The organism is Luteococcus sp. Sow4_B9, from assembly GCF_052116585.1.
In the GTDB taxonomy this organism is placed as follows: domain Bacteria; phylum Actinomycetota; class Actinomycetes; order Propionibacteriales; family Propionibacteriaceae; genus Luteococcus.
In genome coordinates, this window is record NZ_JBQKKT010000009.1 from 72,450 (window position 1) to 88,214 (window position 15,765).

The window sequence follows — 15,765 nt, forward strand, 5'->3', positions numbered from 1 at the left end:
CCAGATGCCCAGCTCAAGTGTGGGGTCTGCAACACCCAGTGCTTCCGCGACACCGTCGGGAGCTGCCAACGCGTCCCGGACGCCCACCCCGGCGGCATCTGCTTCCTCCGCTGGCTCGACGGCATCCACCACGCCCGCGCCACGACCCACATCGACCCGACCTTCCGTGACCCGGACATCGACCGCAGCCAGGACCACAGCGGCCCCGAAGCGACCGGCAACCACCCGGACCACCGCGGCACCCGTGCGTCGGCCGACGGCCACCCGCAAGGCGGTGCCGGCGCCGGTGCGCACGCGCACCCAGGCGCCGCCCCCGCCGGTCTGGCATGGTGATGACGACGATGACCGCTACGACGACGATGACCGCTACGACGACGATGACGATGACGACGGGGACGATGACGGGGATGACGATGATTGACCGCCTGATGGCCTCGGGGCGCTGGCGCATCGTCGGCTGGATGCTGGCGACCCTGGCCCTGGCGCTGTTCATCGTGGTCGTCGTGGTCCGCAGCCTCCTGCTGGGGCACGTGGCCGAGCGGGCGAACGAGGACGTCACCCTGGAGCTGCAGGAGTTCACCACCTTCGTGGAGGAGGGACGCGACCCCTCAACCGGAAAGGCCTTCACCAACACCAAGGACCTCTTCGCGGTCTATCTCGGCCGCCAGCAGGCCGGTGAGTTCGAGATGATGCTCGGGTGGCACGGAGAGGGCACGTCCTCCTATGAGGTCCGGGGTCAGGGCGTGCCGAGGATCGACGAGTACGACATCGCTCATGACGAATCCCTGCTGAACCAGATCGCCTCCACCAGCTCCGGCGTCCACGAGACCCCGGCCGGAGAACTGCGCTGGGGACGGGCCGTGGTGATCACGGGTGAAGACACCCCCGATGCGCTCCTGGTGGGGGTCTTCACCGGCAGGGCCGAGGAACAGGCACGGGAGACCGTGCGCAGCCTGGCCCTGGTCTCGCTGTGCAGTTTGGGGCTTGCGGGACTGGTGAGCTGGCTGGTTGCCGGTCAGATCTTGCGGCCAGTGCGACTGGTGCGGCAGGCGGCAGCGGAGATCACGGAACGGGATCTCACCCGTCGCATCCCCGTGGAGGGCAAGGACGACGTCTCGGACCTCGCCGTCACCTTCAACCAGATGCTCGACCGGTTGGAGGCCGGTTTCGAGTCGGAGAAGCGATTCGTCGACGATGCCGGCCATGAGTTGCGCACTCCGATCACGGTGATCCGTGGGCACCTGGAGCTGATGGGGGATGACCCGGAGGAACGACGCCAGACGATCGCCCTGGTCACCCAGGAGCTCGATCGGATGGCACGCATCGTGACCGACTTGCTGGCGCTTGCCAAGGTGGACCGACCCGACTTCGTGCAGCTTGTTGAGCCGGTGGACATGACCCAGCTCACCCTGGACATCGACGCCAAGATGCAGACGCTGGCGGATCGTCGCTGGCAGTTGAGCCACATTGCGGAGGGTACGGCGCTGGTGGACGCGCAGCGGATCACCCAGGCCGTCCTCCAGCTGGCCGACAATGCTGTCCAGCACACGCTGCCGGGCGATGCGATCACCCTGATGAGCCGCTTCGCCACCGACGCCGACGGGCAGCGGGTGCTGCAGATCGCCGTCACCGATACCGGTCCGGGCGTGGAGCCGCAGGACCGAGAGCGAATCTTCGAACGCTTCGCCCACGGCACCCCGGCCGACGGCAGCCGTCATGCCGGCGCGGGTCTGGGGCTGCCGATCGTCCAGGCGATCGCCGAGGCGCACGGCGGCCGTGTCCAGGTGGACAGCCCACCCGGCCAGGGCGCCACCTTCACCCTCGTCCTGTCCGTCGACTGTCCGCCCCCGAGCAAGCTGAGGTCCACCATCAAGGAGAAGAACCGATGAGCACAGTCCTGATCGCCGAGGACACGCCCACCATTGCCTCCTTCGTGGAGAAGGGTCTGCGGGCCGCCGGGTACCAGACGGCGACCACCGGCGACGGTCCGACGGCCCTGCTGCTGGCCTCCAATGGAGGATTCGACCTGATGATCCTGGATATCGGTCTGCCGGGCATGGACGGTTTCGAGGTGCTGCGCAAGCTCCGGGAACAGGGCAGCGACCTGCCGGTGGTGATTCTCACCGCCCGCGACTCCGTGCATGACACGGTGCAGGGGCTGGAGGGTGGTGCCAATGACTACGTGACGAAACCCTTCCAGTTCGCCGAACTCCTGGCCCGCGTGCGGCTCCGTCTGGCCGAGCCCGTCGTGCGCGCTGCCAATCCTTCCTCCGAGGTGGTCAGCGGTGGGGTCCGGCTGGACCTGCTCACCCGTCGTGCCCAGGTGGACGGCGGCGACCACATCGATCTCACGTCACGGGAGTTCCGCCTGCTCGAGGTCTTCCTCACGCACGCCGGTCAGGTCCTGAGCAGGGAGCAGTTGTTGGGGATGGTCTGGGAGATGGACTTCGATCCCGGCTCGAATGTGGTCGACGTGTTCGTGCGCTCGCTGAGATCCAAGATTGGTGCCCACCGGATCGAGACGGTCAGGGGCATGGGGTACCGCTTCCGGCAGCAGTGAGTGGTACCCGGCAATTCGTTGGGTGACTGTCGGTGGGGGCCCGTAGACTCTGCCGAGTACAGCACCAGACCAGCACTTGACCGGTCCACGACCCTGGAGGAATCCTGACCACCCCGCACGACCCTTCCCACGAAGCCACCCGGCCCGGCACCGACCGCGGCGGCGAGGAGATTGCCCAGCGCAGCGCCACCCGTCGCCTGACCATTCCGGCGTCAATTCCCATGGTCAATGTCCTGGGCCCGCGGGACGAGTTCCTGCGGCTGATGGAGAACCAGCTGGCGGCCGACATCCTGGTGCGGGGCAATGACGTGACGTTGACCGGCACGGCGGGGGACATTGCCCTTGCGGCCGAGGTCTTCACCGAGCTCGTGACCATCCTGCGCACCGGCCAGGGCCTGACCCTGGAGATGGTGGAACGTGTCGTGGGGATGAGCACCAGCGACGAACAGACCAGTGCCGCCGAGGTGCTCACGCACAACATCCTGTCCAATCGGGGCAAGACCATCCGGGCCAAGACGCTGAACCAGAAGCGCTATGTGGACGCCATCGACCGCAACACGATCGTCTTCGGCATTGGTCCGGCCGGCACCGGCAAGACCTATCTGGCCGTCGCCAAGGCCGTCCAGGCACTGCAACGCAAGCAGGTGAACCGCATCATCCTGACCCGTCCTGCCATCGAGGCGGGGGAGAGGCTCGGATTCCTGCCGGGAACGTTGAACGACAAGATCGATCCGTACCTGCGCCCGCTCTACGACGCGCTGCACGACATGATGGATCCCGAGGCGGTGCCGAAGCTGCTCACCGCCGGCACCATCGAGGTCGCGCCGCTGGCCTACATGCGTGGCCGCACCCTGAACGATGCCTTCATCATCCTGGACGAGGCCCAGAACACGTCCATGGAACAGATGAAGATGTTCCTCACCCGCCTGGGTTTCAACTCCAAGATCGTGGTCACCGGAGACATCACGCAGGTGGACCTGCCCAATGGCCAGCCGTCCGGCCTGCGCGGGGTGCAGCAGATCCTCGACGGGGTGGAGGACATCGCCTTCTGCAACCTGACGAACCGCGACGTGGTGCGCCACAAGCTGGTGGGTCGGATCGTGGCAGCCTATGACCAGTTCGAGTCCCTGGACCAGGTGGGCAACCGCGAGACGCGTCGGGCCATCGAGTTTGGCAACAGGAAGAGGAATCCGCAGTGATCGACCTGAACAACGAGTCGGGGCACCACGCCGACGAGAAGGGCCTCATCCAGCTGGCGACCTTCGCCCTGGACCAGCTGCGGATCCACCCGCAGAGCGACCTGTCGATCGTGCTGGTGGACGAGGCCACGATGAGCGAGTACCACGAACGCTTCATGGGTCTGCCCGGCCCCACCGACGTGCTCAGCTTCCCGATGGACGAGCTTCGCGCGCCCTCCGACGACGAGGAGGAGGCGCCTCGCGGCCTGTTGGGTGACATCGTGCTCTGTCCCCAGGTGACGGAGCGCCAGGCGGCCGAGAATGGTCGTCGGCCCGAGGAGGAGGCCGAGTACCTGCTGGTCCACGGTCTGCTGCACCTGCTGGGCCATGACCATGCCGAGCCTGACGAGAAGGCCGTGATGTTCGGTCTCAATGACCGCATCATTGCCCTGTGGCAGAGCCGCAAGGAGGGCTGACGGGGTGACCCGTACCAACTGGATCGAACTGGCCGTTGCACTGGTCTGCACGGTGCTCGCCTTCCTGCTGGCCGAGGTCGAGACGGCCCTGCGCCAGACCAGCAAGGGCCGTGCCGACGTCCTGCTGGAGGACGAGCGTCCCGGGGCCACGCGCCTGCATCGCATCGCGGAGGACCCGGCGCCCTATGTGAACACGACGCTGCTCGTGCGCACCGTGCTGGAGATCGTCGCGATCGTCCTGGTCTGCCAGGTGACCTTTGCCCACTTCACACTTGGCTGGCAGCGGCTCCTGATCGCGGCGGGCAGCATGACCCTGGTCAGCTACATCCTGTGGGGTGTGGCACCCCTGACCTTGGGACGCCAGCACTCGGACTCCGTCGCCCTGAGGTCCGCCGGACTGGTGCAGTTCCTGACCAGCCTGTTGGGCCCGTTGCCGTCGTTGATGATCCTGATCGGCAATGCGCTGACGCCGGGGCGGGGTTTCGCGGATGGTCCGTTCAGTTCCGAGGCGGAGCTGCGCGACATGGTGGACCGCGCCGAGGCCAGTGACGTGATCGAGGCCAGCGAGTCGAAGATGATCCACTCCGTCTTCGAGCTGGGCGACACCATCGTGCGCGAGGTCATGGTGCCCCGACCGGACATGGTCTTCATCCAGGCAGACAAGACCCTGAGGCAGGGGCTCTCACTGGCGCTGCGTTCGGGATTCAGCCGCATCCCGGTGGTGGGAGAGGGGCTGGACGACATCGTCGGCATGGCCTACCTCAAGGACATGGTGAAGCGCAGCTATGACAATCCCGACGCGGAGCGCAATGAGAGCGTGGCCCAGATCATGCGGCCCGCCCACTTCTGTCCGGATTCCAAACCCGCCAATGAGCTCATGCGCGAGATGCAGCGCAGCCGCAACCACGTCGTCATCGTCGTCGACGAGTTCGGCGGCACCTCCGGCCTGGTCTCCATCGAGGACATCCTGGAGGAGATCGTCGGCGAGATCGTCGACGAGTACGACGCAGAGCCCACCCACACCGAGGAACTGGAGCCCGGGCTCTTCCGGATCTCCGCACGGCTACCGGTCGACGAACTGGGTGACCTGTTCGGGCTGGAACTGGACGACGAGGACGTCGAGACGGTGGGTGGCCTGATGGCCAAGCAGCTGAACGTGGTGCCGATTCCGGGCAGCGTCGTGGAGTGGGAGGGCGTCCGGATCGAGGCCGAGAAGTCGGCTGGCCGACGACACCAGATCGACACCTGCCTGGTGCAGCGCGTGACGGCAGAGACACTTGAGGAAGACCCCGAACAGAGCGAGGAAGACCATGGCTGATGCGGCCGACAAGCAGGATCCGGGCCGGATGCCCACGCTCGACGAGCTGATGAGCGACGACTTCGACCCCGAGACGGACATCGACTGGACCGGCGACAAGACCTTCCGTTCCGGTTTCGCCTGTTTCGTGGGCCGTCCCAATGCCGGAAAGTCGACGCTGACGAATGCACTGGTCGGGTCCAAGATCGCCATCACCTCGTCCAAGCCACAGACCACCCGCCACTCCATCCGGGGGATCGTGGACCGGCCCGATGCCCAGCTGGTCCTGATCGACACGCCTGGTCTGCACAAGCCGCGCACGCTGCTGGGGCAGCGGCTCAATGACCTGGTTCGCGAGACGTGGACCGAGGTGGACATCATCGGCATCTGCCTGCCGTCGAACCAGCGCATTGGTCCGGGCGACACCTTCCTGGTACAGGAGGTGGCCAAGCTCACCAAGAAGCCCAAGCTCGTGGCACTGGCCACCAAGACAGACCTGGTGAGCGGCGAACGGCTCCGTCAGCACCTGGTGGAGATCCAGGGACTCGAGGAGAAGCTGGGCATCCGGTGGGAGACGATCATCCCGTGCTCGGCCGTGAGTGGTGAGCAGGTGGACGTCGTCGCCGACGAGCTGGTCAAGCTGTTGCCCTACGGGCCGGCCTTCTATCCGGATGGCGAGGTGACCGACGAGCCGACCGAGACGCTGGTGAAGGAGCTGATCCGCGAGGCAGCGCTGGAGGGTGTCCGCGACGAGCTGCCGCACTCCATCACCGTGGAGATCGACGAGATGGGTCTGCGTGAGGGTCGTCCGGAGGACAAGCCGTTGCTCGACGTGTATGCCTCCATGATCGTGGAGCGCGAGTCCCAGAAGGGCATCATGATCGGCCACCGGGGCGAGCACCTCAAGGAGGTCGGCACCCGAGCACGTCACCAGATCAGTGCACTGCTCGGGACGCCGGTTCACCTGGATCTCAAGGTGAAGGTGCTCAAGGACTGGCAGCGTGATCCCAAGTTCCTGAACCGTCTGGGCTTCTGACCGTCTGGGCCCGTGAGCGGCCGGGCCCATGACCGGCCGGGCTCGTGGGGATTGCGCCTGCCGGGACGCGCACTTCCCAGGCTTGCCCGTCTCTGCAAGGATCGCGGGATGAACCAGACCGTCGTGACCGAGACCTTCCACAGCGAGGGCGGCATCAAGGTGGGCGCCATTGTGCGCCGCATCGAGCCGACCAGCCTGTCCACCCTGCTGTGCTTCACCAGCCCGGACGGGCTGCACCACGTCGAGAGCCGGATCGAGTTCGACGACGAGAACCCCTTCAACTGGACCCACTACGTGCAGCACGACGACGAGGCCTTCGTCGAGCGCGACAAGCAGCCGGGTGATCCTGCCAATGTGGTGCCGGGCCATGCCGAGTGCCTGCTCGTGAGCCGGCTGCTGGAGTCGGGCGAGGCGGAGCTGGAGTTCACCCTGCTCGACGAGCGCACCGGCCAGATGCGTCCGGCCGTGCTGGTGCACAAGGGTGACGAGGTGGGCCTCTACAGCGAGGACCAGCTGCTCAACCGGCACCGGGTGCTGGGCGACGAGGTGATCGCCTCTGATTGGGAGGGCAATGGCTCGCGGCTGGTGCACGACGTCAACGAGCTGCTCGACGGCCTGGACGATGCGACCTGTGTGCGGGTGCGCAACTTCCTTCGCGGCGGCGAGATCTGAGCCTTCCGGAGACCTGTGACGGGGCCTGCCGATGTTCGGCAGGCCCCGTCGTCATGCGGTGGAAGAAGGTCAGCGCACGAATTCCAGCTTTTCCCCGGCCTCGGTGGTGACGATGAGGCGGGAGCCGGTGGCGATGTAGGTGGCCGTGGTCTCGCTCAGCGAGCCGATCAGCTGCTCGACGGTGCTGGCGTCGATGCTCGTCTGCTCGTCCTCGTGGAAGCAGGCCATCATCGTGGAGCCGAGCGCACCGAAGGTGATGGTGCCCTTGTTGGCGTCGATGGCGGCCTTGCCGAAGATGCGGTTGCACCCATTGCTGCCGGAGAGCTGGCCCTGGGAGTCGATGCGGATCCAGGCACGGTTGGCCAGCTCCGGGCTGATTCCTTCCACACTCAGGTGCCAGTCGCGGTTGGTGACCGCCGAGGCGCTGGTGCGTGCCACGGGCATGGAGGTCACCCAGGTGGAGCTGGTGCCCTCGTCGGAGATGACGGTGGCGGTGCGGCCGCGCACGCTGAAGGTGGCGGTGCCGTCGACCAGTTCGTTCATCAGGGCCGAGGCCTTGACGTAGGCACTGCCGGTGGGCTGCGTGAAGCGGCAGGCGCGACGGGTGGTGCCGACGCCGTCGAAGGTGATGGTGTCCGAGGCGGCGTCCACACTGGCCGAGCCGAAGAAGTTGTTGCATCCGTCGGAGCCGCTCACCGAGCCGTTGCGGTGGATGGTGATCCAGCCGATGTCGTAGACGCTGGGGGAGACGCCGGGCAGGCGCAGGCGCCACTCGCGGTCGCTGAAGCTGTCGCTGGTGGCCTTCACCTGCTTGGCCTCGGCCTGCTGCGGGGTGGCATTGGCCGTGGGGGCCACCAGGGCGGTGCCACCGAGGGTCGCGATGGCCGCGACGGTGAGGGAGATGTTGCGGAGGTTCTTCATTCCGTGTCCTTTCAGACGGTGATCTTCCATGCAGTGGGGTCTGCTGTTCCAGATTAGGGTAGAACGCGCATATTTTCTTGTGTGTAAGGGAATCAGAGGTATCAGCCCTTGATCCCAAGGGATGGTGCGGGAGTCTCAGGAATCCACTGAATCCCGAAATGTGGGCGTTTTCTCTCCTGCTTTGAGACGGTGATGGCTAGAGTCTTCGCCATGGCATTCACCAGAAGGGGGCACGGGCCCGACGAGCTCCTGCTCCTCGTCCGCCGCAACGAGGCCAGCTGACCAGCAGCCACGGCACCCTCGTTGCGGAGTTCGACGACGCCTGGCACGCCCACCCTCCACGACCAGGGAGCCCCCGCATGACCACCCAGCAGAGCCCGAACCAGTTCGGCACCATCCCTCAGGACGGCATCCCCGTCCAGCAGCCCAGCCCGATGCCGTGGCACCGCTACAGCGCCTTCGAACCGATCGACGTCCCCGACCGCACCTGGCCCACCAAGAAGGTGACCCAGGCCCCGCGGTGGCTGTCCACCGACCTGCGCGACGGCAACCAGGCACTGATCGACCCCATGACGCCGGCCCGTAAGCGCAAGATGTTCGACCTCCTGGTCGCCATGGGTTACAAGGAGATCGAGGTCGGTTTCCCGTCGGCTTCCCAGACGGACTTCGACTTCGTGCGCAGCCTCATCGAGGAGGATGCGATCCCCGACGATGTGCAGATCTCGGTGCTGACCCAGGCCCGCGAAGACCTGATCGCCCGCACCACGGAGAGCCTGGCGGGCGCCAAGCGCGCCAACATCCACATGTACAACGCGACGGCCGAGCTCTTCCGTCGCGTGGTCTTCAAGGTGAGCGAGGCCGAGTGCATCGCGCTGGCCACCCGCGGCACCGAGCTGGTGCTGAAGCACGCCGAGGCGAACCTGGGCAGCGTCGAGTTCGGCTACCAGTACAGCCCGGAGATCTTCACCCAGACCCCCACGGACTTCGCCGTCGAGGTCTGCAATGCGGTGATGGACGTGTGGCAGCCGGAGGAGGGTCGCGAGATCATCCTCAACCTGCCGGCCACGGTTGAGATGAGCACCCCCAACACCTACGCCGACCAGATCGAGTACTTCGGCCGCCATGTGCGCAACCGTCAGCACGTCGCCATCAGCCTGCACCCGCACAATGACCGTGGCACGGCCGTGGCGGCCACCGAGCTGGGCATGATGGCTGGCGCCGATCGCGTGGAGGGATGCCTGTTCGGGCACGGAGAGCGCACTGGCAATGTGGACCTGGTGACGCTGGGTCTGAACCTGTTCAGCCAGGGCATCGATCCCAAGATCGACTTCAGTCACATCGACGACGTGCGCCGCACCGTGGAGTACTGCACGGGCCTGCCGGTGCACCCGCGCCACCCCTACGCCGGTGACCTGGTCTACACCGCCTTCTCCGGCAGCCACCAGGACGCGATCAAGAAGGGCCTGGAGGCCCTGCAGGCCAGCGCTGACGAGCAGGGCAAGGGCATTCACGAGATTCCGTGGGAGGCGCCCTATCTGCCGATCGATCCGCACGACGTCGGCCGTTCCTATGAGGCCGTGATCCGGGTCAACAGCCAGTCCGGCAAGGGCGGGATGGCCTACCTGATGAAGACCGACCACAAGCTGGACCTGCCGCGTCGTCTGCAGATGGAGTTCAGCCGCGTCGTGCAGCAGCACACCGACACCGAAGGTGGCGAGGTCAACTCCGAGCAGCTGTGGACCATCTTCTCCGGCGAGTACCTGAACTGCACGGAGCCGCTGGAGCTGGGGGAGACCACGACGGCCAGCAAGGCGGGCGTGCACAGCATCACGGCCGCGGTCACCTGGCAGGGCAAGGCGCAGACCATCTCCGGTGAAGGAAATGGCCCGGTGTCCGCCTTCGTCGATGCCCTGGGTCACCTGGGCCTGGAGCTGCGGGTTCTGGACTACACCGAGCACGCCCTCAGCTCGGGTGGCGACTCGAAGGCCGCCGCCTATGTGGAGTGCGAGGTGGGCAGTGATGACGATGCGCACATCGTGTGGGGCGTCGGGATCGATCCCGACATCATGACCGCCTCCCTGCAGGGAGTGGTGAGCGCGGTCAACCGGATGTGACCTGACACTCCCGGCGCGGTCGGTTGGGGCTCTCCCCAAGCCGACCCGCCTGGGGCCGTGGGCAGGTATTCGTACGATCCGACGGCGGCGGACCCCACTGAGCGATATGCTGATTGGCATGGGGCAACTTAAAGAGCTTTATCCGGAGTATAATGGTGGCGGCGATGATTTCATTGATGACTTCTTGGATAATGCGCTGATCGTCCTCGATACCAATATCTTGCTGCAGGTCTATCGTCAGTCTCCTATGGGGCGAGAGCAGCTTCTTGGTGTCCTCAAGAGGTTCGATGATCGTCTGTGGATTCCCGGTCACGTCGCCTATGAATTCTCGAAGAATCGGGCAGTTGTGATCGACTCAAGGAAGAGTCATGGAACCGCAATTCGAGAAATTATTGAGTCGAGTGAACGCTTGCTGCTGAAGGCGCTCTCTGATCACTTTGCTGGTGGGCAGCAGGGGCGGGATGGGATTCCTGACTACGCCTCTGCGGTTAAGGATGCCTTTGATCATCTACGGCCGTTCGTCAAATCGCAGGTCGATAGCATCTCGGTAACGTTGAATTCGGATCCGATCCTGACGGAACTTGATGAGTTGCTGGATGGAAAGGTGGGCGCTGAGGTGAGCTCAGAAGAGCTGGCTGCCCTCCAGGAAAAGTTCTTCATTCGGGCGGCAGAAGAAATTCCACCGGGGTGGAAAGATAAGGACAAGACCGAGAATCCCGCGGGTGATTACATCATCTGGGTACAGATGATGGAGAAGGCGCGAGAATCGCAGCGAGGAATCCTTTACGTCACCCTGGATGTAAAGGATGACCAGTATTTGAAATTGAAGTCGGGGAAGCTCTCGGGTCCGCAGCCAAGCCTTGTGAGGGAGTTTCAGAGGGAGACGGGGCAGCCCTATTGGCAGGTGCGACTTTCTTCGCTGACGCATCACGTTACGCGGCATTTTGAGGTGGACGCCACAGAAATTGATACGGAAGATCCTCTAGCTTCCCAAATTGCTAGCTCTGTGTCGGAGCACGGCTTGGAAGTGGGGGGGGGGGATCGTGTCGAGCTGCAGAACGGTGTCTGGAGAAAAGTCGTCGGTGAGGCAGACGGCCGTGCCGGTGCTGCACCTTGGAGTTTGGAGGCGTATAAGGTACTCCTCGAACGCCTGACGTTGGAGGGCTCGGACGAGCAGCTGGCCGCGATTCGAACGGCGGCAGGCTCCGGGGGCAGGGTCACTCGCGAGCAGGTCTATGAAGTGACGGAAAGAGACGCGACTCGCACGCTGACCCGGTTCACGATGCCTGCGCGACGTGTAGCCAGCGAACTAATTGAAGATGGTTTGTTGGATGCTGCGGCCGAGCCTCCCCTCGTGGCTGTATATGACGGCCCAGGTCCGGCCATCGGATTCGATGTGCCCTCGGAGTTCATCGACTTCGAACTATGAGGCCGCACCTTGGCCCGGCCAGACCGAGGCAGGGCCACTGGTTTCCCTGCCGCTGAGGGCGTCGGCATCGACCACGACATCACCCAGGCCTCGCTGCAGGGCGTCGTGAGCGCCGTCAACCGCATGTGACCTGATGTGCGAACGGCCGCCGTGGGCATCCACGGCGGCCGTTCTTGCTTTTCTGGGGAGGCGTCAGTGGATGGGCGCCTCGCTGGCGCGGGCCTGGCCGTCCACCTCGTTGGGGATCGCTCCACCGAAGCGACGGTCGCGATTGGCGTAGATCTCGACGGCCCGCCACAGGTCCCGACGGTCGAAGTCGGGCCACAGCTGGTCCAGGAAGACCATCTCGGCATAGGCGGACTGCCAGACCAGGAAGTTGGACGTGCGCTGCTCGCCGGAGGAGCGCAGGAACAGGTCGACGTCGGGCACGTCGGGCTCGTCCAGGTACTCGCGGAAGCGCTTCTCGTCGATCTTGGAGGGGTCCAGACGTCCGGCCTGCACATCCAGGGCGATCTGGCGGGTGGCGTCGACGATCTCGGCGCGGCCACCGTAGTTGCAGCAGAACTGCAGCGTGAGGGTCGTGTTGTCCTTGCTCTGTTCCTCGGCGGCCTCCAGCTCGCGCACCACGGAAGGCCACAGACGTCGCCGCCGGCCGGCCCAGCGAACCCGGACACCCAGCGCATCGAAGTCGTCGCGGCGGCGGTGGATGACGTCTCGGTTGAAGCCCATCAGCCAGCGGACCTCGTCGATCGAGCGTCGCCAGTTCTCGGTGCTGAAGGCATAGGCACTGATGTACGGGATGCCCATTTCGATGGCGCCCTCGATCACATCGAAGAGGGAGGCCTCGCCGCGGGCGTGGCCCTCGGTGCGCTTGAGGCCGCGCTCCTTGGCCCAGCGGCCATTGCCGTCCATGACGATGGCGACGTGCTGGGGTATCAGCTCGGCGGGGATCTGCGGCGGGCGTGCGCCGGACGGGTGCGGGTTGGGGCCACGCTTCGCGGGGCGATCTGTCGTCTTTCGTGCCACGCGACGAGCCTAGCCCGTCACCCGCCCGGCCGCTGCCGTGCTGTCAGCAGCAGCGGAGTCAGCGCTGCTCTTCCTCCTCGACGGGCGCCGGCCTGGCCTCCACCACCTCGTCGGTGCCGGGGTCCTCGTCCAGGGAACGCATGATCCGGGTGATCTCGGCGGTGATCTCTGGCCCGGGCACGCCCCAGCCCTCTTCATAGCCGTAGATCTCGGCAAGGGAACGGTGTCCGGTGCTGCCCTCGACGATGTCGACGTCGCGGGGGCCGAGCAGTGCCGGGTGGTCGACACCGGCTGCCTCGGACACCTTCAGGAGGTCACGACGCAGTGTCTGCACGTACCGGGCCAGGCGAACCGACTTGTCCTGCGGATCGAGACCTCGTGCGAGCCACTTGTCCTGTGTGGCGACGCCCGCCGGACACTTGTCGGTGTGACACTTCTGCGCCTGGATGCAGCCGATGGCCAGCATGGCCTCGCGGGCGACGTGCACCATGTCACAGCCCAGCGCGAAGGCGACCAGCGCGTTCTCGGGCAGGCCGAGCTTGCCCGAGCCGATCCACGTGACGCGATCCGTCAGGCCCTTGGCGGCGAAGATCCGGTAGACCTCGGTGAAGCCGACGCGAAAGGGGTAGGCCACCGAGTCGCTGAAGACCAGGGGAGCTGCGCCGGTACCGCCCTCGCCGCCGTCGATGGTGATGAAGTCGACGCCGCGCTGCCCGTCCTGCATCAGCTCGGCAAGCTCCTCCCAGAAACCAAGGTCACCGACGGCTGACTTGATGCCCACGGGGCGTCCGGTGGCTTCCGCGACCTTCTCGACGAAGTCGAGCATCTCGTCGACGGTGGTGAAGGCCGTGTGGCGCGAGGGGCTGATGACGTCCTTGCCCTCCTCGACACCGCGGATCTGGGCGATCTCGGCGGTCACCTTCGCGCCGGGCAGATGGCCGCCGAGGCCGGGCTTGGCGCCCTGGCTGAGCTTGATCTCGATGGCCTTGACCGGGGCGGAGTCCACGACCGCGCACAGCTTGTCGAGGTCGAAGTTGCCCTCGGCATCGCGGCAGCCGAAGTATCCGGTGCCGATCTGCAGCAGCAGGTCACCACCCTGACGGTGGTGCTCGGACAGGCCGCCCTCACCGGTGTTGTGCATGAAGCCGGCGAGCTTGGCGCCCTGGTTGATCGCCTTGATGGCGGGCTGGCTGAGTGAGCCGAAGCTCATCGCCGAGACATTCACCACCGAGTTGGGGCGGAAGGCGTGGCGACGGCCGCGGGGGCCGCCCATCACCTTCGCGACGGGCAGCGGGCTGGTCGGGTCGGCGTGCAGGGAGGCCGACGGCGTCACCTGGCTGAAGGTGCGGTGCCGCACGATCGGGTAGGTGCTGTTCTCGACGTCATTGTCGGTGCCGAAGCCGAAGTAGTTGTTCTCGCCCTTCGCGGAGCTGTAGACCCAGCGGCGCTGGTCACGGCTGAAGGGGCGCTCCTCGTCATTGCTGGTGACGATGTACTGGCGAAGCTCCGGCCCGATCGCCTCCAGGGCATAACGGGCGCGGGCGACGACGGGGAAGTTGTGCCTCAGGGCGTGCTTGGTCTGCAGGAGGTCCTGGGCGGCGAGTCCGGCGGTGGCGGCGGCCGCCAGCGCGGCGGAGGTCTTCTTGGCGTCCATGGCCCCAAGCCTTTCTGGTGCATCGGGGACACGTCCATGCTGTTCGCGGTGGGCGTGGTGGGTGGTTCAGGCGCGCAGGATCGAGGTCATCTTCTTGCCGCGGGCCACCTCGTCGACGAGCTTGTCCATCCAGCGGATCTGCTGCATCAGCGGGTCCTCGATGTCCTCGACGCGCACGCCACAGATCAGGCCGGTGATCTTGTCGGTGTTGGGATTCATGGCCGGGGCCTGGGTGAAGAACTCGTCCAGGCTGCGACGGTCCTCGACGGCTTCCTGCACCCCGGCCCGGTCGTAGCCGGTGAGCCACTCGATGACGGTGTGCAGCTCCTCGACGGTGTGGCCCTTGCGCTCCACCTTGGCCACATAGTGCGGCCAGATCTCGGCGAAGGGCATGTCGTAAATCTTGTGTCGTGCCATGGGGGCTCCTTGTGGTCGAGCTGTCAGCGGTGCAGGCGCCGGTCGCGCTCCTCGAAGGCGTCACGCACGCCGTGACGCACGCCGAAGCGGATCACGACATAGGCGAGCAAGGGCACGACCACCCATCTGGCGATTGCGAGCACGGCTATCAGGCCGCTTTCGAAGAATCCGAGTCCCATGCCGACATTCCAGCAGGGCAAGGCATTTCGCGCCAGCCTTAGACTGGGGCCCATGCCCACCTATCGAGACGAGGCCGTCGTCCTGCGCACCCACAAGCTGGGCGAGGCCGACCGGATCGTCACGATGCTCACCCGTGAGAACGGCAAGCTGCGGGCGGTCGCCAGGGGGGTGCGACGTACCAGCTCGAAGTTCGGTGGACGGCTGGAACCCTTCAACCACGTGGACCTGCAGCTGGCCCAAGGCCGCGCGCTCGACGTCGTCACCCAGGCCGAGACGATCAACGCCTACGGTGAGCCGCTGCTGGGCGACTACGACGCCTTCTGCGTCGGGCAGGTGATGCTCGAGACGGCCGACCGGCTGGTGGCCGAGGAGCGCGAGCCGGCCCTGCAGCAGTACCGGCTGCTGGTGGGGGCCCTGCGGGTTCTCGGCCAGGGCACCACCGACGGCCCCCGCCCACCGACGATGGTGCTCGACTCCTACTTGTTGCGCGCCCTGGCCATCGCCGGCTACGCGCCGGCACTGGAGGACTGCGCACGCTGCGGCACCGAGGGCCCGCACGACTTCTTCAACCCCTCCGCCGGCGGCATGGTCTGCGTCGACTGTCGCCCTCCGGGCTCGGCACGGCCACGCCCGGGCACCATCGGCTACCTGCAGAGCCTGCTCACGGGCAACTGGGTGGCCACCCGCGACCTGCCAGTGGCCAACCAGCGCGAGGCTACGGGCCTGGTGCAGGCCTTCGTGCAGTGGCATCTGGAGCGCGGTCTGCGCTCCATGCACTACGTCGGCGGCTGAGCGTCTCCAGTCG

17 protein-coding genes are annotated in these 15,765 nt (G+C 65.9%); 12 read left to right on the top strand and 5 right to left on the bottom strand.

All coding sequences use genetic code 11. From position 1 onward, the window contains the following. The first annotated feature begins 244 nt into the window (after positions 1-244). The 8 genes from ACTQ49_RS07725 to ACTQ49_RS07760 all read left to right on the top strand — a co-directional run bounded on the left by ACTQ49_RS07725 (position 245) and on the right by ACTQ49_RS07760 (position 7,219). Positions 245-421: a hypothetical protein gene (locus ACTQ49_RS07725; RefSeq protein ID WP_441827266.1), complete on the top strand. Its 177-nt coding sequence runs from the start codon at positions 245-247 to the stop codon at positions 419-421. Next, on the top strand, positions 408-1,889 hold the full coding sequence (locus ACTQ49_RS07730) for a sensor histidine kinase (protein ID WP_441827267.1): 1,482 nt from the start codon (positions 408-410) through the stop codon (positions 1,887-1,889). The genes ACTQ49_RS07725 and ACTQ49_RS07730 overlap by 14 nt, the downstream gene beginning before the upstream one ends. Continuing rightward, positions 1,886-2,560, top strand: a complete 675-nt coding sequence (locus ACTQ49_RS07735; RefSeq protein WP_441827268.1) for a response regulator transcription factor — start codon at positions 1,886-1,888, stop codon at positions 2,558-2,560. Before ACTQ49_RS07730 ends, ACTQ49_RS07735 begins: the two co-directional genes overlap by 4 nt. A 221-nt stretch (positions 2,561-2,781) precedes the next feature. Beyond that, positions 2,782-3,759, top strand: coding sequence for a PhoH family protein (locus tag ACTQ49_RS07740; protein ID WP_441827269.1), 978 nt, complete (start codon positions 2,782-2,784; stop codon positions 3,757-3,759). Beyond that, the gene (gene ybeY / locus ACTQ49_RS07745; protein ID WP_441827270.1) at positions 3,756-4,214 is read left to right on the top strand and encodes an rRNA maturation RNase YbeY; all 459 of its coding nucleotides are present in this window, start codon (positions 3,756-3,758) and stop codon (positions 4,212-4,214) included. The genes ACTQ49_RS07740 and ybeY overlap by 4 nt, the downstream gene beginning before the upstream one ends. Before the next feature lie 4 nt (positions 4,215-4,218). Continuing rightward, positions 4,219-5,532: a hemolysin family protein gene (locus tag ACTQ49_RS07750; protein WP_441827271.1), complete on the top strand. Its 1,314-nt coding sequence runs from the start codon at positions 4,219-4,221 to the stop codon at positions 5,530-5,532. After that, positions 5,525-6,547: a GTPase Era gene (gene era, locus ACTQ49_RS07755; protein ID WP_441827272.1), complete on the top strand. Its 1,023-nt coding sequence runs from the start codon at positions 5,525-5,527 to the stop codon at positions 6,545-6,547. Before ACTQ49_RS07750 ends, era begins: the two co-directional genes overlap by 8 nt. 108 nt (positions 6,548-6,655) lie before the next feature. After that, the gene (locus ACTQ49_RS07760) at positions 6,656-7,219 is read left to right on the top strand and encodes a hypothetical protein (protein ID WP_441827273.1); all 564 of its coding nucleotides are present in this window, start codon (positions 6,656-6,658) and stop codon (positions 7,217-7,219) included. Positions 7,220-7,288: 69 nt separating this feature from the next. Here ACTQ49_RS07760 and ACTQ49_RS07765 read toward each other — a convergent pair whose 3' ends face one another. After that, positions 7,289-8,140, bottom strand: a complete 852-nt coding sequence (locus ACTQ49_RS07765; RefSeq protein ID WP_441827274.1) for an META domain-containing protein — start codon at positions 8,138-8,140, stop codon at positions 7,289-7,291. Between the two features lie 434 nt (positions 8,141-8,574). On the opposite strand from ACTQ49_RS07765, the gene leuA reads away from it, so the two are divergent. The 3 genes from leuA (at position 8,575) to ACTQ49_RS07780 (ending at position 11,812) form a co-directional block, all read left to right on the top strand. Then, positions 8,575-10,254, top strand: coding sequence for a 2-isopropylmalate synthase (gene leuA, locus ACTQ49_RS07770; protein WP_441827314.1), 1,680 nt, complete (start codon positions 8,575-8,577; stop codon positions 10,252-10,254). Positions 10,255-10,372: 118 nt separating this feature from the next. After that, a complete protein-coding gene (locus ACTQ49_RS07775; protein WP_441827275.1) occupies positions 10,373-11,683 on the top strand; it encodes a PIN-like domain-containing protein in 1,311 nt (436 codons plus the stop codon). 9 nt (positions 11,684-11,692) lie between these two features. After that, entirely contained in the window at positions 11,693-11,812 is a 120-nt protein-coding gene (locus tag ACTQ49_RS07780; protein WP_441827276.1) for an alpha-isopropylmalate synthase regulatory domain-containing protein, read from the top strand. A 63-nt stretch (positions 11,813-11,875) separates the two neighbouring features. Here ACTQ49_RS07780 and ACTQ49_RS07785 read toward each other — a convergent pair whose 3' ends face one another. From ACTQ49_RS07785 to ACTQ49_RS07800, 4 genes are all read right to left on the bottom strand, one after another. Beyond that, positions 11,876-12,709: an isoprenyl transferase gene (locus ACTQ49_RS07785; RefSeq protein ID WP_441827277.1), complete on the bottom strand. Its 834-nt coding sequence runs from the start codon at positions 12,707-12,709 to the stop codon at positions 11,876-11,878. Between the two features lie 58 nt (positions 12,710-12,767). Continuing rightward, the gene (locus tag ACTQ49_RS07790) at positions 12,768-14,363 is read right to left on the bottom strand and encodes an FMN-binding glutamate synthase family protein (RefSeq protein WP_441827278.1); all 1,596 of its coding nucleotides are present in this window, start codon (positions 14,361-14,363) and stop codon (positions 12,768-12,770) included. A gap of 66 nt (positions 14,364-14,429) precedes the next feature. Beyond that, positions 14,430-14,780, bottom strand: coding sequence for a DUF2200 domain-containing protein (locus ACTQ49_RS07795; RefSeq protein WP_441827279.1), 351 nt, complete (start codon positions 14,778-14,780; stop codon positions 14,430-14,432). Between the two features lie 23 nt (positions 14,781-14,803). Beyond that, complete coding sequence (locus ACTQ49_RS07800; protein WP_441827280.1) at positions 14,804-14,959, bottom strand: hypothetical protein; 156 nt, start codon at positions 14,957-14,959, stop codon at positions 14,804-14,806. Positions 14,960-15,011: 52 nt separating this feature from the next. On the opposite strand from ACTQ49_RS07800, the gene recO reads away from it, so the two are divergent. Beyond that, positions 15,012-15,752, top strand: coding sequence for a DNA repair protein RecO (recO, locus tag ACTQ49_RS07805; protein ID WP_441827281.1), 741 nt, complete (start codon positions 15,012-15,014; stop codon positions 15,750-15,752). Positions 15,753-15,765 lie beyond the last annotated feature (13 nt).